23 protein-coding genes and 1 pseudogene are annotated in these 22666 nt (G+C 73.0%); 9 read left to right on the forward strand and 15 right to left on the reverse strand.

The window, feature by feature from the left end:
• Nucleotides 1–65: 65 nt before the first annotated feature.
• Entirely contained in the window at nt 66–683 is a 618-nt protein-coding gene (locus ACTWJ9_RS32300) for a LysE/ArgO family amino acid transporter (RefSeq protein WP_279337615.1), read from the reverse strand.
• 69 nt (nt 684–752) lie between these two features.
• Here ACTWJ9_RS32300 and ACTWJ9_RS32305 point away from each other — a divergent pair, with 69 nt between their 5' ends.
• From ACTWJ9_RS32305 to ACTWJ9_RS32315, 3 genes are all read left to right on the forward strand, one after another.
• The gene (locus ACTWJ9_RS32305; protein WP_443296138.1) at nt 753–1649 is read left to right on the forward strand and encodes a LysR family transcriptional regulator ArgP; all 897 of its coding nucleotides are present in this window, start codon (nt 753–755) and stop codon (nt 1647–1649) included.
• A gap of 154 nt (nt 1650–1803) precedes the next feature.
• Nucleotides 1804–2049, forward strand: coding sequence for a WhiB family transcriptional regulator (locus ACTWJ9_RS32310; RefSeq protein WP_279337614.1), 246 nt, complete (start codon nt 1804–1806; stop codon nt 2047–2049).
• A gap of 107 nt (nt 2050–2156) precedes the next feature.
• Complete coding sequence (locus ACTWJ9_RS32315) at nt 2157–2507, forward strand: DUF488 domain-containing protein (protein WP_279337613.1); 351 nt, start codon at nt 2157–2159, stop codon at nt 2505–2507.
• A 27-nt stretch (nt 2508–2534) separates the two neighbouring features.
• On the opposite strand, the gene ACTWJ9_RS32320 is transcribed toward ACTWJ9_RS32315, so the two are convergent.
• Together ACTWJ9_RS32320 and ACTWJ9_RS32325 are read right to left on the reverse strand one after the other, a co-directional pair.
• Complete coding sequence (locus ACTWJ9_RS32320; protein ID WP_443296095.1) at nt 2535–4217, reverse strand: FAD-binding dehydrogenase; 1683 nt, start codon at nt 4215–4217, stop codon at nt 2535–2537.
• A gap of 17 nt (nt 4218–4234) precedes the next feature.
• Nucleotides 4235–4894 carry a TetR/AcrR family transcriptional regulator gene (locus ACTWJ9_RS32325; RefSeq protein WP_279337611.1) on the reverse strand — a complete coding sequence of 220 codons (660 nt, stop codon included), beginning with the start codon at nt 4892–4894 and terminating at the stop codon, nt 4235–4237.
• Between the two features lie 276 nt (nt 4895–5170).
• On the opposite strand from ACTWJ9_RS32325, the gene ACTWJ9_RS32330 reads away from it, so the two are divergent.
• The gene (locus tag ACTWJ9_RS32330; protein ID WP_279337610.1) at nt 5171–5965 is read left to right on the forward strand and encodes an MBL fold metallo-hydrolase; all 795 of its coding nucleotides are present in this window, start codon (nt 5171–5173) and stop codon (nt 5963–5965) included.
• A 286-nt stretch (nt 5966–6251) separates the two neighbouring features.
• On the opposite strand, the gene ACTWJ9_RS32335 is transcribed toward ACTWJ9_RS32330, so the two are convergent.
• Entirely contained in the window at nt 6252–7124 is an 873-nt protein-coding gene (locus tag ACTWJ9_RS32335) for a universal stress protein (protein ID WP_279337609.1), read from the reverse strand.
• A 180-nt stretch (nt 7125–7304) separates the two neighbouring features.
• Here ACTWJ9_RS32335 and ACTWJ9_RS32340 point away from each other — a divergent pair, with 180 nt between their 5' ends.
• The 3 genes from ACTWJ9_RS32340 to ACTWJ9_RS32350 all read left to right on the forward strand — a co-directional run bounded on the left by ACTWJ9_RS32340 (nt 7305) and on the right by ACTWJ9_RS32350 (nt 10784).
• Nucleotides 7305–7982 (forward strand): AIM24 family protein, encoded by a 678-nt coding sequence (locus ACTWJ9_RS32340; RefSeq protein WP_279337608.1) that lies wholly within the window; start codon nt 7305–7307, stop codon nt 7980–7982.
• A 96-nt stretch (nt 7983–8078) separates the two neighbouring features.
• On the forward strand, nt 8079–9038 hold the full coding sequence (locus tag ACTWJ9_RS32345) for a threonine/serine dehydratase (protein WP_279337606.1): 960 nt from the start codon (nt 8079–8081) through the stop codon (nt 9036–9038).
• 120 nt (nt 9039–9158) lie between these two features.
• Nucleotides 9159–10784 (forward strand): serine/threonine-protein kinase, encoded by a 1626-nt coding sequence (locus tag ACTWJ9_RS32350; protein WP_443296096.1) that lies wholly within the window; start codon nt 9159–9161, stop codon nt 10782–10784.
• Nucleotides 10785–10836: 52 nt separating this feature from the next.
• Here ACTWJ9_RS32350 and ssuE read toward each other — a convergent pair whose 3' ends face one another.
• The 6 genes from ssuE to ACTWJ9_RS32380 all read right to left on the reverse strand — a co-directional run bounded on the left by ssuE (nt 10837) and on the right by ACTWJ9_RS32380 (nt 16314).
• A complete protein-coding gene (ssuE, locus tag ACTWJ9_RS32355; protein WP_443296097.1) occupies nt 10837–11388 on the reverse strand; it encodes an NADPH-dependent FMN reductase in 552 nt (183 codons plus the stop codon).
• A 151-nt stretch (nt 11389–11539) separates the two neighbouring features.
• Nucleotides 11540–11974 (reverse strand): OsmC family protein, encoded by a 435-nt coding sequence (locus ACTWJ9_RS32360; RefSeq protein ID WP_279337603.1) that lies wholly within the window; start codon nt 11972–11974, stop codon nt 11540–11542.
• A 55-nt stretch (nt 11975–12029) separates the two neighbouring features.
• The gene (locus tag ACTWJ9_RS32365) at nt 12030–13376 is read right to left on the reverse strand and encodes an LLM class flavin-dependent oxidoreductase (RefSeq protein ID WP_443296139.1); all 1347 of its coding nucleotides are present in this window, start codon (nt 13374–13376) and stop codon (nt 12030–12032) included.
• Between the two features lie 77 nt (nt 13377–13453).
• Nucleotides 13454–14575, reverse strand: a complete 1122-nt coding sequence (locus ACTWJ9_RS32370) for an NrtA/SsuA/CpmA family ABC transporter substrate-binding protein (RefSeq protein ID WP_279337601.1) — start codon at nt 14573–14575, stop codon at nt 13454–13456.
• Nucleotides 14576–14668: 93 nt separating this feature from the next.
• Complete coding sequence (locus ACTWJ9_RS32375) at nt 14669–15412, reverse strand: ABC transporter ATP-binding protein (RefSeq protein WP_279337600.1); 744 nt, start codon at nt 15410–15412, stop codon at nt 14669–14671.
• Nucleotides 15409–16314, reverse strand: coding sequence for an ABC transporter permease subunit (locus tag ACTWJ9_RS32380; protein WP_279337598.1), 906 nt, complete (start codon nt 16312–16314; stop codon nt 15409–15411). The genes ACTWJ9_RS32375 and ACTWJ9_RS32380 overlap by 4 nt, the downstream gene beginning before the upstream one ends.
• A gap of 634 nt (nt 16315–16948) precedes the next feature.
• Between ACTWJ9_RS32380 and ACTWJ9_RS32385 the strand changes: the two genes are divergently transcribed.
• Together ACTWJ9_RS32385 and ACTWJ9_RS32390 are read left to right on the forward strand one after the other, a co-directional pair.
• Nucleotides 16949–17602 carry a GntR family transcriptional regulator gene (locus tag ACTWJ9_RS32385; protein ID WP_279337596.1) on the forward strand — a complete coding sequence of 218 codons (654 nt, stop codon included), beginning with the start codon at nt 16949–16951 and terminating at the stop codon, nt 17600–17602.
• Between the two features lie 206 nt (nt 17603–17808).
• Nucleotides 17809–18234, forward strand: a complete 426-nt coding sequence (locus ACTWJ9_RS32390; RefSeq protein WP_443296098.1) for an SsgA family sporulation/cell division regulator — start codon at nt 17809–17811, stop codon at nt 18232–18234.
• Between the two features lie 64 nt (nt 18235–18298).
• Here the strand turns inward: ACTWJ9_RS32390 and ACTWJ9_RS32395 are convergent, their stop codons facing one another.
• The 5 genes and pseudogenes from ACTWJ9_RS32395 to ACTWJ9_RS32415 all read right to left on the reverse strand — a co-directional run bounded on the left by ACTWJ9_RS32395 (nt 18299) and on the right by ACTWJ9_RS32415 (nt 22509).
• On the reverse strand, nt 18299–18796 hold the full coding sequence (locus tag ACTWJ9_RS32395) for a DUF6328 family protein (protein ID WP_279337594.1): 498 nt from the start codon (nt 18794–18796) through the stop codon (nt 18299–18301).
• A 195-nt stretch (nt 18797–18991) separates the two neighbouring features.
• On the reverse strand, nt 18992–19975 hold the full coding sequence (locus tag ACTWJ9_RS32400) for an aldo/keto reductase (RefSeq protein WP_279337593.1): 984 nt from the start codon (nt 19973–19975) through the stop codon (nt 18992–18994).
• Nucleotides 19976–20033: 58 nt separating this feature from the next.
• On the reverse strand, nt 20034–20744 hold the full coding sequence (locus tag ACTWJ9_RS32405; RefSeq protein WP_443296099.1) for a ribonuclease H family protein: 711 nt from the start codon (nt 20742–20744) through the stop codon (nt 20034–20036).
• A 1-nt stretch (nt 20745) separates the two neighbouring features.
• Nucleotides 20746–21216, reverse strand: a pseudogene (locus tag ACTWJ9_RS32410) (VOC family protein); the annotation flags it as partial.
• Nucleotides 21217–21219: 3 nt separating this feature from the next.
• Complete coding sequence (locus tag ACTWJ9_RS32415; protein WP_443296100.1) at nt 21220–22509, reverse strand: RNA-guided endonuclease InsQ/TnpB family protein; 1290 nt, start codon at nt 22507–22509, stop codon at nt 21220–21222.
• Between the last annotated feature and the right edge of the window lie 157 nt (nt 22510–22666).

Genomic DNA, 22666 nt, shown 5'->3' on the forward strand with positions numbered 1-22666 from the left:
TGGTGACTACATCTTTTTGCCGGGGTTCACTATGGCAGGACCGGTGACGGCGCCCGCCCGCCGCATCAGCTGCCGGCGATGAGCGTGCCGCCGAGGACGATCATGGTGGTCGCGACCAGGCCGTCCAGGATCCGCCAGGCGGTGGGCCGGGCCAGGAAACGGCTCAGCAGCCTGGCCCCGAAACCGAGGGCGGTGAACCAGCAGAGGCTGGCCAGTACGGCGCCGAGGCCGAACGTCCAGCGCAGCGGCCCGTGGTCGGCGGCGACCGAGCCCAGCAGGAACACGGTGTCGAGGTAGACGTGCGGGTTGAGCCAGGTCATCGCCAGACAGGTGAGCACGGCGCGACGGCGCGAACGCACGGCCTCGCCCTCCGCCCGCAGCCCGGCCCCGCCCGGCCGGATCACCCGGCGCGCGGCCAGCAGGCCGTAGCCGAGCAGGAACAGGCCGCCGATCCAGCCGACCGCCGTCAGCGCGCCGGGCCACGCCACGACCAGCGCGCCGACCCCGCCGACGCCCAGGGCGATGAGGGCCGCGTCGGACACGGCGCAGATGCCGACGACGGCGAGGACCGCCTCCCGGCGGACGCCCTGGCGCAGGACGAAGGCGTTCTGGGCGCCGATGGCGACGATCAGGGAGAGGCCGGTGCCGAATCCGGTGGCGGCCGTGGTCAGGGCGCTGCTCATGCCGAGGACGCTAGAGGCACCGCCCGGCACAGTACAGCTAATGATTCTTACGTACCCTTAGCCGATGTGATGGAAGACCTTCCGCTCGACCAGGTACGGACCCTGCTCGCCGTGGTGGACGAGGGCACGTTCGAGGCGGCCGCGGCAGCCCTGCACGTGACGCCCTCCGCGGTCAGCCAGCGGGTGAAGGCGCTGGAGCAGCGCACCGGACGGGTACTGCTGCTGCGCACGAGGCCGGTGCGGCCGACCGAGTCGGGAGAGGTGCTGGTGCGGCTCGCCCGCCAGGTGGCCCGGCTGGAGCGGGACGCGTACGCGGAGCTGGGGCTGGGCTCCGGCGGGGAGCCGACCCGGGTGTCGGTGGCGGTGAACGCGGATTCCCTGGCGACCTGGTTCCTCGAGGCCCTCACCCGGGTGCCGGGCGAGCCGCGCCTCTTCTTCGAGTTGCGCCGCGAGGACGAGTCCCACACCGCGGCCCTGCTGCGCGAGGGAACGGTGATGGCCGCGGTGACCTCGTCGCCGGAGGCGGTGCCGGGCTGCTCCGTGCGGCTCCTGGGGCGGATGCGCTATCTCCCCGCGGCCCACCCGGAGTTCGTCGCGCGGTACCTCACGGCGCCGCTGGAGCAGACGCTGCCGCGGGCCCCCGTGGTGACCTTCGACCGGCGGGACGACTTCCAGGACGCCTTCGTGCGCCGGCTCACCCGCGGCCGCACCGGGGCGAGCACGAGCCGGCACCTCATTCCGGCCTCGGAGGGGTTCGCCGAGGCCGTCGCCGCGGGCCTGGGCTGGGGCATGGTGCCCGAGACGCAGGCCGAGCCCCTGCTGCGGGCCGGCCGGCTCGTCATCTTCGCCCCGGACCACGTGGCCGAAGCGCCCCTGTACTGGCAGCAGTGGAAGCTGGACTCCCCGGCACTGGCTGCGGTGGCCGAGTCGGTGGCGGCAACTGCGGCGACGGCGCTGCGGAGTTGAGGGTGCGTCGCACCCGCCCGTCGTCGGCCGGACGGGCGTGTCCGCGGTGACGTACGGCACCGGCGCCGCTGTTTCACCGCGCTCCGGCAGGTGACCCGTAACGGGACAGGGCACCCGAAGGGTGCGCATCCCCTCCGACCCCAGGTGGTTTTCCATGGACGACTGGCGGACCCGCGCGGCCTGCCGGGACGAGGATCCCGACCTCTTCTTCCCGATCGGGACCTCCGGCTCGGCCCTTCTCCAGACGGAGCGGGCGAAGGCGGTGTGCCGGCGCTGTCCCGTCCGGGAGCAGTGCCTCGACTGGGCTATGGATTCGGGCCAGTCCCTCGGGGTGTGGGGCGGCACGAGCGAGACGGAGCGGCGCGCGCTGAGGCGCCGCCTGAGGGCGCGGCGCGCCTGAGGCGGGCGGCGCCGCCCGTTCCGGCCCGCCCGTCCGTGGTTCTGTCCGCCGGGCCCGGCCCGGGGGGCGGCGTTAGGCTCGCGGGAGACCACGGGAAGGGGCCGACCATGAGCGTACGCGTGCGCCGTGTCTACGAACCGCCTGAGCCGGACGACGGTGTCCGCGTCCTGGTCGACCGGTTGTGGCCGCGCGGTCTGGCGAAGGACATGGCACGCGTGGACGAATGGCCCAAGGGGCTGACCCCGTCGACGGAACTGCGCCGCTGGTACCACCTGGACGAGCGGCCGTACGAGGAGCTCCGCGGGCGCTACGAGGCAGAGCTCGCCGCCCCCGAGGCGGCCGAACTCTTGAACCATGTGCGGGAGTTGGCGGCGAAGGGGCAGGTGACCCTGCTGACCGCGGCCAGGGAGCCGGCGACCAGCCACGCCGAGGTGCTGGCCCGCCTCCTCGACGACTGACGCGCCCTGCCCCGTCGGCCGCGCCGGCTACGCCGTCTGCCGCGCCGCCGCCCGTCCCGCCGCGCGCCCCGAGAAGAGGCAGCCGCCGAGGAAGGTTCCCTCCAGGGCGTTGTAGCCGTGGACGCCGCCGCCGCCGAAGCCCGCGACCTCGCCCGCCGCGTACAGCCCCTCGATCGGCCGCCCGGCACCGTCCAGCGCGCGGGAGTCGAGGTCGGTCTGGATGCCGCCGAGGGTCTTGCGGGTGAGGATGTGCAGCTTGACGCCGATCAGCGGGCCGGCCGCGGGGTCGAGGATGCGGTGCGGGGTGGCCACCCGGCCGAGGCGGTCGCCGATGTAGCGGCGGGCGTTGCGGATGCCCTGCACCTGGGCGTCCTTGGCGTAGGGGTTGGCGATCTGCAGGTCGCGGGCCTCGATCTGGCGGCGGACGACGGCCGCGTCGAGCAGGGGCTTGTCGGTGAGGGCGTTCATCCTCTCGACGAGTTGCTCCAGGGTCGGGGCGGTCACGAAGTCCGCGCCCCGGCGCAGGAACGCGTCGACCGGGCCGGGGGCGCCCTTGCCCAGCACGCGTTCGCGCAGGAACCCGGCCCGGTCCTTGGCGGTGATGTCGGGGTTCTGCTCGGAGCCCGACAGCGCGAACTCCTTCTCGATGATCTTCTGGGTGAGGATGAACCAGGAGTGGTCGTGGTCGGCGATGTCCTCGGTGGTACGCAGGTGTTCGAGCGTGCCCAGGGTGTCGTAACCGGGCAGGCAGGGCTCGGGCAGCCGGCGGCCGAGGGCGTCGAACCACATCGAGGACGGTCCGGGCAGGATGCGGATGCCGTGACCGGGCCAGATCGGGTCCCAGTTCCGTATGCCCTCGGTGTAGTGCCACATCCGGTCCCGGTTGACCAGGCGCGCGCCCGCGCGGGCGCTGATGTCGAGCATCCGTCCGTCCACGTGGGCCGGGACCCCGGTGATCATCTCCCGGGGCGGGGTGCCGAGCCGCTCGGGCCAGTGGCGGCGGACGATGTCGTGGTCGGCGCCTATGCCGCCGCTGGTGACGATCACGGCCTGGGCGGTGAGTTCGAAGTCGCCGATCACCTCCCGGCTGGAGGCGACACCGCGCGGCGCGTCGTCCTGGGCCAGCAGGGTGCCCCGCACTCCGCGCGCGGTGCCGTCCTGGACGACCAGTTCGTCGACCCGGTGGCGGTGGTGGAAGGTGAGCAGCCCGTCGCGCGCGGCCTGCCGGGCGTGGCGCACGAAGGGTTCGACGACGCCGGTGCCGGTGCCCCAGGCGATGTGGAAGCGGGGCACGGTGTTGCCGTGGCCGTCCGCGCGGAGGTCGCCGCGCTCGGCCCAGCCGACGGTGGGCAGGAAGGAGATGCCGTGCCCGGCCAGCCAGGACCGCTTCTCCCCCGCCGCCCACTCGACGTAGGCATGGGCCCAGCGCACCGCCCAGGAGTCCTCGTCCCGGTCGTCCCGGAGCCGGTCGAATCCCGCGCTGCCCTGCCAGTCGTTCCAGGCGAGCTCGAAGGAGTCCTTGATACCGAGACGCCGCTGCTCCGGGGAGCCGACGAGGAACAGCCCGCCGAAGGACCAGAAGGCCTGCCCGCCGAGGTTGGCGGCGTTCTCCTGGTCGACGAGGGCGACCCTGCGGCCCCGGCTGGTCAGTTCGTGGGCCGCGACCAGGCCCGCGAGGCCCGCTCCGACGACGATGACGTCGGCATCCATGGCGAGAAGTCCCTTCCTCATCCGCGTCGGTGCGCGGCCGGTCCGGTGCTGCCGTCGGTGAGCAGCGCGGTCAGCAGTTGTTTCAGCCAGGCGCGGGCGCCTGCGACGTCCCGGTCCAGCAGCAGGTGGACGGTGACTCCGTCGTAGGCGGCGACCACGGCGTGCGCGGCGTCCTCGACGGTGCCGAGGACGGCGGGCAGTTCGGTGTGGCCGCGGGCCCGCGCCAGCCGGTCCGCGACGGCCCGGCGCAGCCGCGCGCGGTGTTCCAGCAGGCTGCGGGAGACCTCGGGATCGCGGGCGGCGTGCACCAGGAAGTCGGTCTTCACCAGCAGCCAGTCCCGGTCGAGCAGCAGCACCTCGGTGACGCGGTCCACGGCCGCGGGCACGTCGAGGTCGGGGCCGCCTTGGGCGAGGGCCGAGGAGACCTGCTCCGCGATGAGTTCGGCGCGCTCCGCGTACAGGGCGAAGAAGAGCTCGTCCAGGCCGGCGAAGTTCGAGTAGAAGGCGCCCCTGGTGTAGCCGGCGGCCTCGCAGACCTCCTCGATCGAGACGTGCCCGTAGCCCTTGGCCGCGAACACGGAGAACGCCGCCCGCAGGAGGTTCGCGCGCGTGCGGGCCCGGCGTCCGGTCACCCGTCGCCCGGTCGCCGCCGCCTCGGACACGCCGTCCACGGTCATGCCGCCCCCTCCGTTCGATACGCGAACGTATCCGATACACCGGTGTATCCAGAAGGGTCTCGCCGGAATTCGAAGCGATGATGTGAACAACGGCGCCCCGCCGGGGGCCTGTCGTCCTCCGCCCCGCTCCCCCCACACCGGACCGCACACCCGCCGGGAGGCCGGACGGACGCGGACGCGGCCGGGTCCGTCCCGGCCGCCGGCGTCCTGATCTGCTTTGCTGGTGCCCTTCGGGCAGGACGCCAGAACGCCGGGACGGCAGAACGCGGGACGATCATGCGGGCAGATGTGCGGCACGTGGCCGACGGCACCCACCTGGTGCACGGCTCGAACACCAACTGGGTGATCCTCCAGGAGGGGGACGCCGTCACCCTGATCGACACCGGCTACCCCGGTGACCGCGAGCGGCTCCTCGCGTCCCTGGCGGAGGTGGGCAGCGCGCCGGAGGCGGTCGCGGCCGTACTGATCACCCACGCGCACACGGACCACCTGGGCTCCGCGGAGTACCTGCGGTCCGCCTACGGTACCCCCGTGTATGCCCATGAGGCCGAAGTCCCGCACGTCCGCCGGGACTTCCTGCACCAGGTGACCGTCGGGCAGATCCTGCGCAGCGGCTGGCGGCCGGGCGTGCTGCCCTGGGCCCTGCACGCGCTGCGCTCCGGCGGCACGGCGCACGTGCCGGTCGCCGCCCCCGAGCCGTTCCCCTGGCCCGAACCACGGCCCGGATCGCGGTCCGACGCGCCGGATCCGCCCCGTCCGCTCGATCTGCCCGGCCGGCCGGTCCCCGTGCACACGCCCGGCCACACCGACGGGCACTGTGCCTTCCACCTCCCGGACAGCGGGGCGGTGGTGTCCGGCGACGCCCTGGTGAGCGCTCACCCGACCTCCCGGGCGAGCGGACCGCAGCTGCTGCCCGACATGTTCCACCGCGAGCGGGCCGCCGCCCTCGCCTCGCTGGACATCCTGGCCGGGCTGGAGAGCGACCTGCTGCTGCCCGGACACGGCCCCGCGCACACGGGGTCCCTGCGGGACGCGGCGCGGCTGGCCCGGGAGCGCGCGCAAGAGCGCTGACGCGCACAGAGATCGGCTCCGAGGTCACCGGGTCCCGGCGTCTTCGATGTGCCCGCCCCACGGCGGGCGGCGAAGCCGCCCCGGGCCGCTCGCCCGTGACCTCGTCCCGTGGATTCCGGCGCGGCGGCACAGGGCAGTCGTCAGGCGCCCCCGAGGCGTCGAGCCCGCCACCGCAAGGCAGGAAGGGCCCTCCCGGCTTCAGCCGGGAGGGCCCTTCACCCCGGGAACGTCCTGCCCCGGACCCGGGAGGCCCCGCCGCCCCCGGCCGGCTGAGTCAGGGTCAGGGTCAGGCCGGCGGTACCACCGCCACCGGGCAGTCGGCGTGGTGCAGGACGCCGTGGGCGACCGAGCCGATCCGGGTGCCGACGGCGGTGCGGCGCGCGCGACGGCCGACGACCATCAGCTGGGCGGTGCCGGCCACCGACAGCAGCACCTGCCCGGCGCTGCCCATCTCCACGTGCTCGACCACGCGCACGTGCGGGTGACGCTCGCGGAACGGCGCGAGGGCCGCGGCCAGAGCCTTCTGCTCGTACTGCTCCAGTCCCCCGGCCTCGTCGACCTGGCGCAGCACTTCGGGGCTGTAGACGAACATCGGCGGCAGGGTCCAGGCCCGTACGGCACGCACGGTGGCGCCCCGCGCGGCGGCCGTCTCGAAGGCGAAGTCCAGCGCGGCGGCGCTGTCCTCCGGGTCGCCCTGCTGGCCGACGACGATCTCCCGTCCGGCGACCTCGCCCGACGCCCGGTCCCCGGACCGCACGAAGACCACCGGCCGCTTGGCGTCGACGATCACCTGCTGGCCGACCGAGCCGACCAGGAAGCCGATGATCCGCCCGTGCCCGCGCGAGCCGAGCACCAGCATCTCCGCATCCGCCGCGGCGCCGGCCAGGGTCTGCACGGCGTCCCCCTCCAGGACGTCGGTGGTCACCGCGAGGTCCGGGTGCCGTTCGGTGATCCGGCGGACCGACTCGCCCATCGCGTCGCGCACCCGCTGCCCCTGGGTGGCGGCGTCACCGGCGTCGATCCCCTCGTGTGTCTGGAAGCGCCAGGCGTGCACCACCCGCAGCGGCCGCCCGCGGCGGACCGCCTCCCTCGCCGCCCAGGCCAGTCCGGCGAGGCTCTCCTCGGTTCCGTCGACCCCTGCCGTGATCGGGCGCGTCATGCGGTTCCTCCTGTGTCGTGTCCACTTCCGCGGTCCAGTCTTCCCCAACCCGTCTCCCATGCTCTCCTCGCGTCCCGCCCGAAGCAGCCCGTGCCCCGGGCGAACCCACGCGCCGGCCCCCTCACGTCCGGCTCCGGGCGGGTCTTGGCGGAGGCGGGCCCTCCGGGCGAGGATGCCTCCATGAAGGGTGATCTGTTTTCCAGCCGGCACATGGTGCAGCCCGCCTCGGCTCCGGGCATGACGGTCGAGAACGCCACGTGCATCCGGTACGTCGTCAACGGCGAGATGCACGCCCGGCAGGGCTCGATGATCGCCCACCGCGGCGGGCTCCAGTTCGAGCGCAAGGGCCAGGGCGTGGGCGGCATGCTCAAACGCGCGGTGACGGGCGAAGGGCTGCCGCTGATGGCGGTGCGGGGACAGGGCGAGGCCTGGTTCGCGCAGGAGGCGCAGAACTGCTTCATCGTCCAGGTCGAGCCGGGCGACGAGTTCACCGTCAACGGCCGCAACGTCCTGTGCTTCGACTCCACGCTGTCGTACCGCATCTCGACCGTGAAGGGCGCCGGCATCACCGGCGGCGGCCTGTTCAACAGTGTCTTCACCGGGCACGGCCTGCTGGGTCTGGTCTGCGAGGGCTATCCGCTGGTCCTCCCGGTGTCGCCGCAGGAGCCGGTCTACGTCGACACGGACGCGATCGTCGGCTGGACGGCGGGCCTGGCGACCTCCCTGCACCGTTCGCAGTCGTTCGGTTCGATGCTGCGCGGCGGTTCGGGCGAGGCGGTGCAGCTGATGCTGCAGGGCGAGGGGTACGTCATCGTGCGGCCCAGCGAGACCACGCCGCACAAGCCGCAGCAGCACTGAGGCACGTACCGCCGAGGGAGCCCTGTTGACCTCGGCGGCCGGCCGGGTCAGGGTTCGTCACGGCGCGGATCACGCCCCGTGCCGGAAGGGGTTGTCATGATCGGGATGCCGGAGATCGAGGCCGCGGCGGAGCGGATCGCCGGGCACGTGGTGCGGACGCCGACGGTGCCGAGCCCCGGGTTGTCGGCGCTGCTCGGCGCTCCGGTCACGGCGAAGCTGGAACTGCTGCAGCGCACCGGGTCGTTCAAGGTGCGCGGTGCGGTGGCGAAGCTGCTGTCGCTGGACGAGGCGGAGCGGGCCGCCGGGGTCGTGGCCGTGAGCGGCGGCAATCACGGGATCGCCGTCGCGGTCATGGCCTCCGCACTCGACGTCAAGGCCACGGTGGTGATGCCCCGGTCGGCCCCCGCGCGGGCGGTCGAGGTCGCGGAGACGGCCGGTGCGTCGGTGCGGCTGGCCGACGACATGGACGGCGCCTTCGCGCTGATGACGCGGCTTCAGCGGGAAGGGCTGACCCTGGTCCACCCCTTCGACGACCCGGTGGTGATCGCCGGGCAGGGCACCGTGGGAATGGAGTTCGCCGACGACGCCGGTGACCTCACCGACGTACTGGTGAGCATCGGTGGCGGCGGGCTGATCTCCGGTGTGGCGGCGGCGCTCAGGGCCCGGCGGCCCGGAATCCGGATCTGGGGTGTGGAGACGGAGGGCGCCCAGGCCATGTCCGAGGCGCTCGCGGCGGGCGGGCCGGTGCCGGTCGCGCTGTCGTCGATCGTCTCCACGCTCAGTGCCCCGGCCGTGTCGCAGCTGACGTACGAGCATGTGTCGGCGCTGGTCACCGAGGTGCTGGTGGTGCCGGACCGGGAGGCCGTACAGGGCTCGCTGGACCTCGCGGACCACGCCAAGGTGTGGACGGAGCCGGCTGCGGGCTGTCTGCTGCCGGCGGCGCGCCGGGTGCTGGAGCGGGTCGGCGAGGGGGCCCGGATCGGGCTGGTGGTGTGCGGGGGCAACGCGACCACCGGCGACATGATCGCCTGGGCGTCCCGTTTCGGGCTGCGCTGAGCCCCCGTCGGGCCCCGGAGACCCTCATCTGCTCGCTTCTTTATTCGAATTGAACAAAGGGCGCCCGGTCGCGCGTACTTCTGGCAAAGGCGGAAGCAGCGGCTCGGACGAGGGATGGCCATGGGCAGGGCGCACGTCTTCACACACCAGTCGGCCGCCGGGAGATACCGGCTGGTCGAGGTCGTCCATCGCGAGCCCCGGCACGTCCGTTGGTACGCCGACGACCTCGGGACGGGGCGTCCCTGTCTGGTCACGCGGATCGCGCTCCCAAAGGGGCCCTCCGAGCTTGCGCACCGTGTCTCCTCCCATGTTCTGCGCACGACCGAGGGCATGGCGCGCCGGTGTCCCGGACGGACCGCCACCGTCGTCGACGCCGTCGACGAGGCCGGCTTCCTGTGGACCGTCACCGCCTGGATCGACGGCACACCGCTGGGCGAACTCCTCGGCGAGGAGGGCACGTTCAGTCATGTGCGGGCCGCGCGGATCGGACTGGAGCTGCTCGGCGTGCTGGATGCCGCACACGCGGCGGGCGTCACGCACGGCGAACTCAGCCCCGGCCAGGTGTTCGTGCGGGAGACCGGCCCGGTCGTGGTCGCCGGGTTCGGCCTGGCCGGCTCGACCCCGGCCCCCCGCCTCACGTCACCCTCGTACGCCTCTCCCGAGCAGGCCCGCGGCGAGCACGTCGGTCCCGCCGCGGACCTGTGGGCGCTGGGCGCCATCCTCTACACGATGGTCGAGGGACGTCCCCCGTTCCGCGACCGGGGGCGGCCCGAGTCCACGCTGAAGGCAGTGGACCGGCTGCCGCTGCGCACGCCCGTGCGCGCGGGGCCCCTGACCCAGATCGTCCAGGGCCTGCTCCGCAAGGACGCCCGGGAGCGGCCGACCGGGCAGGCGGTCCGCGAGGCGCTCGTCCGCGTTCTCGGCGAGGACCCCGGCGCGGCCCTGGGCGCGGTGCCGGGCGCGGTGCCGGGCCCCCGGCCGCGCGGCACCCGCAGCGCCGCCCTCGGGGCCGTGGGCCGGGGGTGGGGCAGACGGACGACGGTCCTCGGCACGGCCCTGGCCGTCGTCGTCGTGGCGGCCGTCGTACTCGCCGCGGCCTCGGGGCTGCCCGGAACCGGCAGCGGCTCCGCCGCCGACGTGCCGGACACGCCGCCGGCCTCGGCCTCCGCGCCGGCTCCCTCGATCCCGTCCGGGGCGGCCGGACCCGGCGAGCCGGACGACCGGGGCACCTCCCCGCCGTCCGCCGCACCCGCCCCGGCACCCTCGGGCACGGCGGGTCTCCCGGCCGGCTACCGCCTTCACCGTGCGCCGGAGGGGTTCTCCGTCGCGCTCCCCGAGGACTTCGAACGGCTGGACACCTCCCGCATGTCCGACCTCGCCTACCGCGTCACCTTCGGCGTGGCCGGGAACACCCGCACCCTCGCGGTCACCTACAGCGAGCGGATCGGCCCGGACCCGGTGGCCGTGTGGCGGGACGACGTGGAGCCGCCCCTGGAGCGGACGGCCGCCTACGAGCGGATCGGCGCGATCCGCGCGACCACGTACCAGGGGCATGAGGCCGCCGACATGGAGTGGCTGTCGGCGGCCGGCGGCCCCCGGGTGCGCACCTTCGGCCGCGGGTTCCTCCTGGGCGGCGGGCGCGGCTTCTCGCTGCGCTGGACGACCCCGGCCGCCGACTGGGAGAAGGCGGAGAACCAGGAGGCGCTGCGGACGTTCCTGCGCACGTTCCGGCCGGGCTCCGGCTAGGAGCTCCGAACGGAAACGGGCACCTTCCGCGGGGGAGGGTGCCCGCTTCCGGTCAGCCGACGGCCAGCAGGGTGCTGCGTTCGAGGGCGGTGGCGAAGCCGTCGACGACGCGCTCGAGGTGGCGGGCGGTCTCCGCTTCGATGTCCAGGGTGCCGTCGGGGGCGGTGGCCAGGTGCTTGTCGAGGACGAACCAGCCGGGGGTGATGTGCTCGGCGCCCATCGAGGCGAGGACCGGGCGCAGTGCGTAGTCGACGGCCAGGACATGGGCGGTGGAGCCGCCGGTGGCCAGCGGCAGGACGGTCCGGCCGGTCAGGGCGTACTGCGGGAGCAGGTCCAGCAGGCACTTGAGCAGTCCGGAGTAGGCGGCCTTGTAGACGGGGGTGCCGATCACGACGCCGTCGGCGCGTTCGAACAGCGTGGTGGCCTCGCGGACCGCGGGGTGGCCGAAGTCGCCGCCGAGCAGCGCCTCGGCGGGCAGGGTGCGTACGTCCAGCGGGACCACTTCGTGCCCCCTGTCGGTCAGTCGCGTGTCCAGGTGGCGCAGCAGGCGGGCGGTGCGGGATGCGGCAGAGGGGCTGCCGGAGACGGACAGGACGGTGGCCACGGTGATCACCTTCGGGTGTGCGAGCGGGGGGTGCGGGACGCGGTGGGGCGGGCCCGGGTGCCGGGGAGTGGCTCCCGGGCCCGGGGGCCCGCCGTGCGGCGGGCCGGGTGCGGGGTTCGGCCGGTGACCCGGCTCCGGGCCGGCCGGTTCCTCAGGCGGCGCCGGGGAGCGGTTCCTGCACCCGGGCGGCCACCTCGACGTGGCCGCCCCGGCGCAGGGTGTTGTAGATCGGGCAGCTGCCGGTGAAGAGCCCGACCAGGATGTCGGCCTCGCCCTGGTCGACCCCTTCGAGCAGCAGCTCGATCCGCAGGTAGGTGTAGCGGGTGGGGTCCTGCGGGTCCCGCTGGTAGCTGATCTCGGCCCGGCCACCGGTCAGGCCGGAGCCGCGTTCCTCGGCATGGAGCTGGATGTTGCTCAGGGAGCAGGAGGCCAGGGCGGACAGCAGCAGCTCTCCCGCCCCGACGGCCTCCCCCGGCCCTGTGCGGGCGTCGGAGACGAAGTGGTTCGTCCGGGCGGTCACCAGGAAGCGCCCCTGGGTGTCGGTGGTGCGTCCGGTGATGCTCGTGATGTCGCCTGCTGCTGTCATGCCGTGAGGTCCTTGGCGTCGCTGTGCGGGATCCGGTGCGGGGGTGTGGTGCGGGTCAGCCGTTGTCGCCGTCGCCGTTGCGGCGGTTGCGCCACTGCCCGGTCTCGGGGCGCTCCAGGCCCAGGTGCTCGCGCAGGGTGGTGCCCTCGTACTCGGTGCGGAACAGGCCGCGGCGCTGCAGGTCGGGCACCACCTGGCGGACGAAGTCCTCGAAGGCGCCGGGCGTGTGGACGGCACCCACGGTGAAGCCGTCGCAGGCGCCCTCGGTGAACCACTCGGCCATGCCGTCGGCGACCTCGGCCGCCGTGCCGACGAAGGAGCCCTCGGTGCGGCCGCCGTAGCGCTTGCCCAGCTCACGCAGGGTCAGCCCCTCGCGCCGGGTCATCTCCACGACCTCCTTGTAGTGCCCCTGGACACCGGGGACGTCGACGTCGGGCAGCGGCTCGTCGAGCGGCAGCTCCGAGAGGTCCACGTCCAGGTGGTAGGCGAGGGTCGACAGTCCGGCCAGCGGCGGGACCAGGTCCGCCAGGCGCTGCTCGGCCTCGCGCGCGGCCTCGGTGGTGGGACCGATGATGGGGGTGGCCATGGGGAGGATCTTGATGTCCTCGGCACGGCGGCCGTGGCGGACCGCCCGGGCCTTGATGTCCTGGTAGAAGTCCTTGGCCGATTCCAGGGAGGCGTGGCTGCAGAAGATGACGTCGGACCAGCGCGCCGCGAAGTCGCGGCCCTTGGGGGACGCCCCGGCCTGGATGATCACCGGGTAGCCCTGGGGCGGCCGGGGCGTGTTCAGGGGGCCGCGGACGGTGAACCACTCCCCCTTGTGGTCGATGGCGTGCACGCGGTCGGGGTCGGCGAAGAGGGGGGCTTCCGGGTCCGCCACCAGGGCGTCGTCCTCCCAGCTGTCCCACAGCTTGCAGGTCACCTCGAGGAACTCGTCGGCCCGCTCGTAGCGCTGGTCGCGGTCGATGTGCCGGTCCTCGCCGAAGTTGCGGGCCTCGGAGTCCTGGAAGGAGGTCACCACGTTCCAGGCGGCGCGGCCGTCACTGAGGTGGTCGAGCGTGGCGAAGGAGCGTGCCACGGGGAAGGGCTCGAAGTAGCTGGTGGAGATCGTGGCGGCCACGCCGAGCCGGGTGGTGGCGGCGGCGACCGCGGACAGCACCGGCGTCGGGTCGAGCCGCAGGGAGCCGAGCGCGCCGTAGCGCAGCTGGCTGTCCATGCTGCCGCCGAGGCGGTCGGGCACGGACAGGATGTCCGGGAGGAACATCAGGTCGAACTTGCCCTGCTCGAGCACGCGGCCGATGTGCTGGTAGTAGGAGGCCGACAGCCAGCCGGGCTCGGAGCCGGGGTGGCGCCAGCCGCCGGGCCGGCCGGGGCCCGCGGTCACGAAGGCCGCGAGGTGCATCTGGTTCTCGGGGGTGCTCACTGCGTGTTCTCTCTTCCGTGCTGTCGTGCGGTGTGTCCTGTGGTGCGCCCTGCCGGTCACTTGGCCAGTTCGGCGGCCACCGCCTTCTTGACCGTGTCGAACCGGGAGTCCCGCAGGAACCCGGTCACGTCGATCTTCGAGGGGTAGACGCCCAGGGCGTGGAAGCTGTCGGCGAGGTCCTGGGTGTTCTCGATCGCCTTGCGGTCCACCGGCGCGAGCCGGTCGGCGTTGGAGTCCGAGAGCCTCTTCTCCTTGGTCAGCTCGAGGAACACCTCGCGCTCGAGGTCCTCCGAGCCGAATCCGCCGATCTTGTCGAAGAACTCGACGCTCGCCTCCGGCCGGGCGTTGACGCGGCGCTGGGTGTCCCGGATGACGCGCACCACCTTCGCCGCGGCCTCGGGGTACTCCTCGGCGAAGGACTCGCTGGCCACGTAGAAGGAGTAGTCGTAGGTCTTGACGTTCGGCAGCCTGCGGGCCTTGTGCCGGGCCCGGCCCAGACTGATGGCCGGCGTCCAGCTGATCCAGGCGTCCACCTTGCCGTTGGCGAAGGCCGACTCGGCGTCGGCGGCCGGCAGGTTGACGTACTCGACGTCGTCCAGCCGCAGGCCGGCGGTCTGCAGGTACTTGATGAGGCTGTAGGTGCCGGTGGTGCCCTGCTGGTCGGCGACCCGCTTGCCCTTGAGGTCGGCGGCGCCGCGGACGGTCGAGTTCTGGGGGACGAGGATCTCGACCTCGTTGGCGGGCAGCGGATAGGCGGCGAGCGGCACGATGGGCACGCCGCCGCCGATCGCGTAGGCCACGGCGGTGGCGGTGGCGAAGGTGAAATCGACGCTGCCGGCCTTGAGCGCCTCCATCACCGGCAGCGAGGCGGTGAACCCGGACGGCCAGGTGACGGTGGTGCCGCCGAGCTCCTTGCCCAGGTCCACGCCGTCGAACTTGTAGCGCAGGGCCGCCGGGGTGCCGAGCCTGCCGCTGCCGATGACCGCGTAGCGGAGCTTCTGCGGCACGCCGTCGGCCAGCGCCGTGTTGCCCGGCCGCGATCCGCCGCCGCAGGCGGCCAGCGCCGGGGCGAGGGCGGCGGCACCGCCGACGGCCAGGACGCGACGGCGCGAGACGTTTGTGGACAGGAGCGGGGAGGCTCCTGTGGTCGGGCGGGAGAACGGGCGGTTCACGGTCACGGTCGGGTTCTTTCCTCGGTGGCGCGTTGCTCGGGCGGGCGGAAGCGCGGGGCGCGGGTGGCGGTGGGGCGGCGGGGGGGGCAGGGCGCGGGGTCAGACGTCGGCCGGGACGGAGGAGTGCGGTGCGAGGAGGCCCTGGAGCAGTTCCTCCTTCCAGGCGACGAGGCGGGGGTGGCCGCGCCGCTCCCCGCGGGGCAGGTCGATGCGCAGGTCGCGGCCGACGGCGCCGTCGGCCAGCACCAGGACGCGGTCGGAGAGCACGAGCGCCTCCTCCACGTCATGGGTCACCAGCAGGACGGTGCGCGGCTGCTCCAGCCACAGGCGTTCCAGGAGCTGCTGCATCGCGATCCGGGTGATCGCGTCCAGAGCACCGAACGGCTCGTCCAGGAGCAGCAGTTCGGGGTGGTGGAGCAGAGCGCGGGCCAGGGCGACGCGCTGCCGCTGCCCACCGGAGAGCTCGGCCGGCCAGGCACTCCCGCGGTCGGCCAGTCCCACGGCCTCCAGCAGGGCGCGTGCCTCGTCCCTGCGGCCCTTGACGCCCAGCAGCACGTTGTCCTCGACCGTGCGCCAGGGCAGCATCCGGTCCTCCTGGAACATCATCCGCACCATGGGCGGCTGCGGACCGGCTCCGTGGAGCTGGACGGTTCCCGCGCTCGGCTCCTCCAGCCCGGCGACGATCCGCAGCAGGGTGCTCTTGCCCGCGCCGCTGGGGCCGAGGAAGGAGACGAAGGAGCCTGCTTCGATCTCCAGGTCGAGGTTCTCCAGGACCCACCGGCCGTCGTACTGCCGGCCCAGGCCGTCCAGAGCGAGCCGGGCGCCTGCTCGCGCCGGGGTCACTGGTTCGCCTGGGGACGGTAGTTCGGGTGCCACCGGAGCACCCTCCTTTCGATGAGCCTGGTCAGGAGGTCGGCGAACAGACCGGCCAGTGCGTACAGCACGATGGCGAGGACGATCTGGTCGGTGCGCAGCAACTCGCGGGCGTTCTGGGCGAGGTAGCCGATCCCGTCGCTGGCCGAGATGGTCTCGGCGACCACGAGGGTCATCCAGGCGACACCGAGGGAGTACCGGATGCCGGACAGGATGGTGGGCATGGCCCCGGGGACGGCGATGTCGCGCACCAGGCGCCACCGGCCCAGTCCGTAGGAGCGGCCGAGCTGCAGCAGCTTGGGGTCGACCCCGCGGATGCCGGTCACGGTGTTCAGGTAGATGGGGAAGAAGGTGCCCAGCGCCACGAGGAGGATCTTGGGTTCCTCCCCGATGCCGAACCAGGCGATCATCAGCGGCACCAGAGCCAGGTGCGGGATGGTGCGCACCATCTGCAGGGACCGGTCGAGGAGGATCTCCGTCACCTTCGACATGCCGACCAGGAAGCCCAGGAGCAGGCCGGTGCCCGCGCCCAGGGCGAAGCCCTGCAGGATGCGCCGCAGGCTGGTGAGGATGTGGAACTGGAGCTCTCCGGTGGCGGCCAGGTCGCTTCCCGCCCGCAGCACCGCTCCGGGGGCGGGGAGGATGGACGGCGGCAGGATGCCGACCGCGGCGGTCCACTGCCACACCACCAGGACCAGCAGGGGGACCGCCCAGGGGCCGGCCGTGCGGGCGGTGCGCAGCAGCACCCGGCGGTTGCGTCCGGCGGAGGACGGCCCGGCCGCCTCCTTCCTCGGTGCGCCGGGTCGTCCGGCGGGACCGGCAGGACCGGGATGCGGTGGCCGGGCCTTGGCGAGCAGCGTCTGCTCGGGCATGGGAGATCCCCTTCAGGAGTGGTTCGGCCGCCCGTCCGGCCGATCGGCCGGTGTGGGGCGGCAGCCGGGAAGGACTTCGGAGCCGTGCGGCGGTGAGGCTCGGGGCGATGCCCGGAGCCTGCTCCCTGAGCCATGCCGAACAGTGGACTGGGCGGGGCGAGCTGGGGCGGGAGACGGGGCGCGCCTGCGGTCGGGCCTGACACGGCCGCGCCCGCCGCTGCTTCAGCGGCGGGAACGCGGCAGGCGGAGTACGTGTGCGATCAACAACAGCCCGTGCTGACGACGCGCATGAGGTCGATGTGCCGACGGCTCGTCAGACGGTTGCAGAAGCGGGAGGCCGGACCGGCTACCGGGTGCGCCGGGTGGGCGGTGTACCGCCCCGGCTGCGCGCCACGATGCATCAGAAGCTCCCGAAATCCTGTCAGGCGTGCATGGGTCATGCACTCGAACGTGGACCCGAACCCGAGGACGCGACGGTCCCCATGTCCGGATTCAGCTGCAAGCAACTGTATACACATGTAGACAGTGGCAGACTATGGCCGTCTCGAATCGCGAGAACGTCTGTCCACCGAGAGCACCGCTTCGCGTGCACCGACGACGAGCCGGCCCTCGGCACGGAAGGGGAGCGACCAGTTTGAGCACCGCACGGGGAGACCGGGGCACCGATACGGGCGCGGGCAGCCACTACGCCCGGATCCGGAAGATCATCCTCGACGGTCAGTCACCCCCCGGAACCGTCCTGATCCCGACCGGTCTCAGCACGCAGTTCAACGTCTCGCGCACCCCTGTCCGGGAGGCGCTGATCCGGCTCGAGCAGGAGGGTCTGGTGACCCGGGCCACTCGCGGCTACGTGGTGCGCACCCGCACCCCCCAGGAGATCCTGGAGATCTGCGAGGCGCGCATCGCCCTGGAGTCGTCGGCCGCGCAGGCGGCCGCGACCCGCCGGACCGAGCTCGACCTGGCCCGGCTCGTCCACGTCCACGAGTCCGCCGCGGCGTCGACGGACGCCGCGGAGCTGCAGGAGCTCAACCAGCAGTGGCACCGGGCGCTGCGTGAGGCGGGACACAATGCGACGATCATCGAGCTGATGGACCGCCTGGACGCCCAGTTGAAGGTCTACGACTCCGACACCACCACCCGGCCGGACAACCTCGCCCTGATCCTCGAGGAGCACACCCGGATCCTGGACGCGATCCGCCGCGGCGACGCGGCGGCCGCCCGGCAGCACGTCGTCGAGCACCAGAGCCGCACCCGCGACCTGCGCCTCGCCGCCCTCGCGCGCTCCTGAGCCCGTCTCCCCGTCTGCGGCGGCGACCCGGCGGACTTCGTCTCGAAGGAATCCCCGCCGCCGGCGCTACGGAGCGCCCTCGGCCGGACGGGACCCCGCCGAGGGGGCCCGGGTACGGCACCGGGGAATCAGCCGAAGGGATGCGCATACGGCCCGGTTGCGGGGTACCAGATGGCTCTGTGTCGGTACTTCCCGGAGGCCCTCTCGTGAACTCGTTCGTGCACAAGACCCTGGTGGTGGAGATCCAGGCAGGCGTCGCGGATCGCGTTCCCGGGCTCGCCCATCTGGGTTACGACCCCGCGGACCCCTTCGCCGTCACCGTCGTCTTCAGCCACGAGGGCCGGGTCCTCGCACGCTGGCAACTGGACCGGGACATGCTCTTCGACGGCCTCACCCGCCCGGCCGGGACCGGTGATGTGCGGCTGCGTCCGGAGTCCCTGGGCGTGGAGCGGGAACTGCGGATGGAGTTCTTCGGTGCGGCCCACGCCGACGGCGGCCAGCATCACGCGGTGGTGTTCGTGTGGGCCGAGGCCGTCGGGGACTTCCTGCGCGAGACGTACCGGACGGTCGCACCGGGAGACAAGCAGGTCCGCCTCGACGACTTCCTCGCGGCCGTGCTCGCCGGCAGCTGAGGAATGCCCTCGGACAGCGGACGACGCACCACGGACGTCGGACGACGGACGACGGACGACGGCGTCACCGCGTCGTGTGCCGGTGCCGGGTCCACATCGGGAGCACGAACCAGCACACCAGGTACCAGGTGACCACCCCGGCGACCAGGTACGGGACGAAGCCGTCGTGGGTCGCCACGCGCAGGATCAGCAGCAGTGCGGCGCTGGTGGTGGCGAGCAGCAGGACGAGGCCGAGCAGGGTCAGCCGGGACGCCCACCGCACCGCCTGCGGTTTGACGCGCCGCCCGGAGACGAGCCGGTGCAGCGAGACGGGGCCGATGAGCGCCCCGGTGGCGCAGGCGCCGAGGACGACCGTGATGATGTAGATCATCTGGTCCGTGTCGGAGAGCTGCGCGTACCTCGGGGTGAACACCACGGTCAGCAGGAAGCCGAAGAGGATCTGGACACCCGTCTGCGCGACGCGGACCTCCTGGATGAGTTCCTGCCACATCCGGTCCGCCCGCTCCTCCTCGGTCTCGTTGCGCCCTCTGCGCCTGCTCTCGCCCTGCTCCGGGTCCGGCACGATGCCTCCTGGGGTGAACGGCCTCGGTCCCTCTCTTGCGGCGTCTTCCCCGTCCACGGCCGTTCTCCCCCCTTCACCGCGCGTGACCGGGGAGCCGCCTGCGGCGACCAGGAGCAGGAGAGGCAGCTGTTCCTGGAGCCGTGACGGTTCCGGGCCGCCGGCGTCAGGCCCTGCCGAGGACCCGGCCGACGGTTCCTACCAGCGGGACTCCACCTGGTCCTTGATCCGCCGTGCGTAGAGGTCGTCGATCGCGGTGAGCGTCCGCTCGGACAGCTCCGGGAGCCGGGCGGCGTGCGCGTTGGCGCGGGCCTGTTCGGGCGAGCGGGCGCCGGGGATGACGGTGGTGACGCCGGGCTGCCGGACGATCCAGCGCAGGGCCAGCTGGGCCGGGGTGTAGCCCTCGGGGGCGAGCGCGGCGAACTCGGCGGCGGCCTCGACGCCGGTCGCGTAGTCCACCCCGGAGAAGGTCTCGCCCTGGTCGAAGGACTCACCGTGCCGGTTGAAGGTGCGGTGGTCGTTCTCCGGGAAGACGGTGTCCTTGGTGTACCTGCCCGACAGCAGCCCCGAGGCCAGCGGGACGCGGGCGATGACGCCGACGCCCGCCGCGCGGGCCGCCGGGAGCACTTCGAGCAGGGGCTTCATGCGGAACGGGTTGAGGATGATCTGCACGCTCGCCACGTTCGGCCGGGCGATCGCGGTCAGCGCCTGGGCGCAGGTCTCCACGCTGACCCCGTAGGCGGCGACGCGTTCCTCCGCCACCAGGGTGTCGAGGGCGTCGAAGACCTCGTCGGAGGAGTAGACGGGCGTCGGCGGGCAGTGCAACTGCACCAGGTCGATGCGGTCGACGCCGAGGTTGCGCCGCGAACGGTCGTTCCATTCGCGGAAGTTGTCCAGTACGTAGTTCTCCGGGAGCTGTTCGGCCCGGCGGCCCATCTTGGTCGCGACCAGGACGTGCAGATCGGGCCGGCCGCTCAGGAACGACGCGATGGTCTGCTCGCTGCGCCCGTCGCCGTACACGTCGGCGGTGTCGAAGAAGGTGACTCCGGACTCGGCGGCGGCCTCCAGGACCGTGAGGGCCTGCTTGTCGTCGACCTCCCCCCAGTCCGCCCCGAGTTGCCAGGTGCCGAGACCGATCACGGAGGCGTGCTGACCCGACCTGTCGAATGTGCGCTCGTCCATGGCGTCAGTCTGTCATCCCGCCGCAGCCCGGGGGACGGTGAGACGAGCGCGGTCCTGTTCAGACGCTCGCGGTCGTGCGGCATTCGGGGTGGCCCCAGCCGCTGTCGTTCTTGGCGATGGACTCACCGGCCGCGTAGGGGCGGCCGCAGAGGCAGTGGCCGGGGAACTTCGCCTTGATCGTGCGGGCCGAGGAGCCGCCGCGCGGCCGGGAGGACGCCTTGGCCGCGGAGGAGCGGCGCTTCGCGGCGCCGGCCGGCGGGGTGTCCGGGGAGGGCGGCGGCTCGGGCGAGCCCGCGTCGCTGCCCGCGTCCTGCTGGACGGTAGCCGCCTGGCTGGCGGCCCGGTCGGCGAAGTCGTTGAGCCGGTCGCCGTCGACCTGGTGGGCGGGGACGTAGCGGAACTCGACGGAGCGGCCCTGCAGGAGTTCGTCGATGCCGACGACGAGTTCCTGGTTGGCGACCGGTTTGCCGGCCGCCGTGCGCCAGCCGTTGCGTTTCCAGCCGGGCAGCCAGGTGGTGACCGCCTTCATGGCGTACTGCGAGTCCATGCGGACCTCGAGCGGCACATCGGGGTCGGTCGCCGCCAGCAGCCGCTCCAACGCGGTGAGTTCGGCGACGTTGTTGGTGGCCCTGCCGAGTGCGCCCGCCTGCCAGCGGACCGGGGTCTCGGAGGCGTCGGCGATCACCCAGGCCCAGGCGGCGGGTCCGGGATTGCCCTTGGAGGCCCCGTCGCACGCGGCCACAACACGTTCACGCATGCGCCCGATCATGTCATGGCCGGGCGGTGTGCCGGTCCGGGCGGGCTCCTCGGGCGACGTCCGTCGTCCCGGGCGTCTCGCCCGTCGTGGTCGTGATGTCGATCACCGAGAAGTTCGCGCCCTGCGGGTCGCTGAGCGCCGCGAAGCGCCCGAAGGGGGTGTCCATCGGCCCGAGGCGCAGGGTGCCGCCACGCTCGGTGGCCAGGGCCACCGCCTCGTCGCAGTCCCGGACGGTGAAGTAGACGTCGACGTACGGTGGCACCTCGGGCGGGAAGTCCTCCGTCATCTTCGTCCGGCCGAGCACGGGGCGCTCGCCCAGGCCGTAGCTCCGGAGGCCGGTCTCGCCCTCGAGCCGCTTCGACCGGTAGGAGAAGACGGTGGGGAAGAACACGTCGGTCTTCTCCGGGTTCCGGGTGAAGACCTCCGCCCAGCAGTACGCACCGGGTACGACCGTCGCCTCGAAGCCTTCTTGACATCCTCCCTCTCCTCAAAGGAGGGGGATTCCGACCCGGGTGGGTCGAGGTTCACGGGCGCTCGAGCGGCCGGTGGCCGCTGTCACCCCTCCGGCACCGGCTGTGCGCCGGGGGCGGGGGATCCCGCCCTGTCCTGCCGCGACGTTGATTGCTGCGTTCTCATCCGCGTTACAGGTGAACCCGCAGGAGATGCAGACGAACTCGGCTTGGCTCTTGCGCGAGTTTTTCTCGATCCATCCGCAGGCACTGCACCGCAACGAGGTGTACGGGGCGGGGACATCCTCCACCCGGCCCGGGGCCTTCTCCCCGGTTCGGCGGCGCAGCAGGCCCCAGCCCTGGGCCAGGATGCTCCGGTTCAGCCCGGCCTTCTGCCGCACCCGGGTGCCGGGCTGTGCGACGGTTCCCCTCGCCGAGCGGGTCATGGTGGTGATGTTCAGCTTCTCGAACCGGACCAGGCGGCAGGTGCGGGCGAGCATGGTGGAGGTCTTCTCGCACCAGTCCTTGCGCCTGTCCGCCTCCCGCGCCTTGATCCGGGCCACCTTCGCATACTCGGCGGCCTTGGCCTCGCTGCCCCTGGGGGCGCGGGCCGCCCGGCGCTGGTGCTTGCGGACCCGGGCCCGCTCCCGGGTGGTGAGCTGCGGGCAGTTCAGCCTCCGCCCGTCGGACAGGGCAGCGGTGATCTTCACGCCCCGGTCGATGCCGATGACCTCCCCCGTGCCGGGCGCGTCGACGGGGTCGGGGACGACGGCGAAGGCGATGTGCCACCGGCCGTTACGGAAGGAGACCCGGAACGTCTTCGCCACCGGCAGACCGGCGCGGGTGAGCCGGAAGCGCACCCAGCCGCAGCCGGGCACCTTCACCCGCGCCCACCTCCGGTTGAGTCTCTGCACCACCACCGAGCGGCCCATGACCTGCCTGCCGGTCTTGGTGTTCAGCTTCGGCGAACCGTCCGGATGGGACTCCGGAACCCGGTCGGTGCCGATCACGCGGAAGCCCTCATGCCGGTGCTTTTTGCGCCAGGTCGGCTCACCGAACCCGGAAGCGAACCGGGCGCTCTTGGCCCTGGCGAAGTCCTGCAGCGCCTGCTGCTGCACGTCCGCGTTCCCGGCCCGCAGCCAGGCACTCTCCCGCCGGGCCTCGGTGAGCTGACGGCACTGCTCGGCAAACCCGGGCGCAGGCCTGCGCCCCGGCCGCCGGTGCGCGTGCTGCTCGACGGCCAGGTTCCACACGTACCGGGCGTACGCACAGTGCAGCAGCATCCGCTGCTCCTGCGCGGCCGTGGGGTACATCCGGAACCGTGACATGCCGCCAACCTAGCCCCGTCACCCGCCCCTTTCTTTGCATCCCACCGGGCTCACCCGAACGAGCGACCGACCCCCGCCACCACTCCCAGCCACGCAGCATCACACCCCTCCCATGGCCAAGCCCGCCACCGTCCTCTTCCGGGACGCCGCGTCGCCC

Origin of the sequence: Streptomyces sp. GDS52 (assembly GCF_052246875.1) — a bacterium.
Classification (GTDB): Bacteria; Actinomycetota; Actinomycetes; order Streptomycetales; family Streptomycetaceae; genus Streptomyces; species Streptomyces cathayae.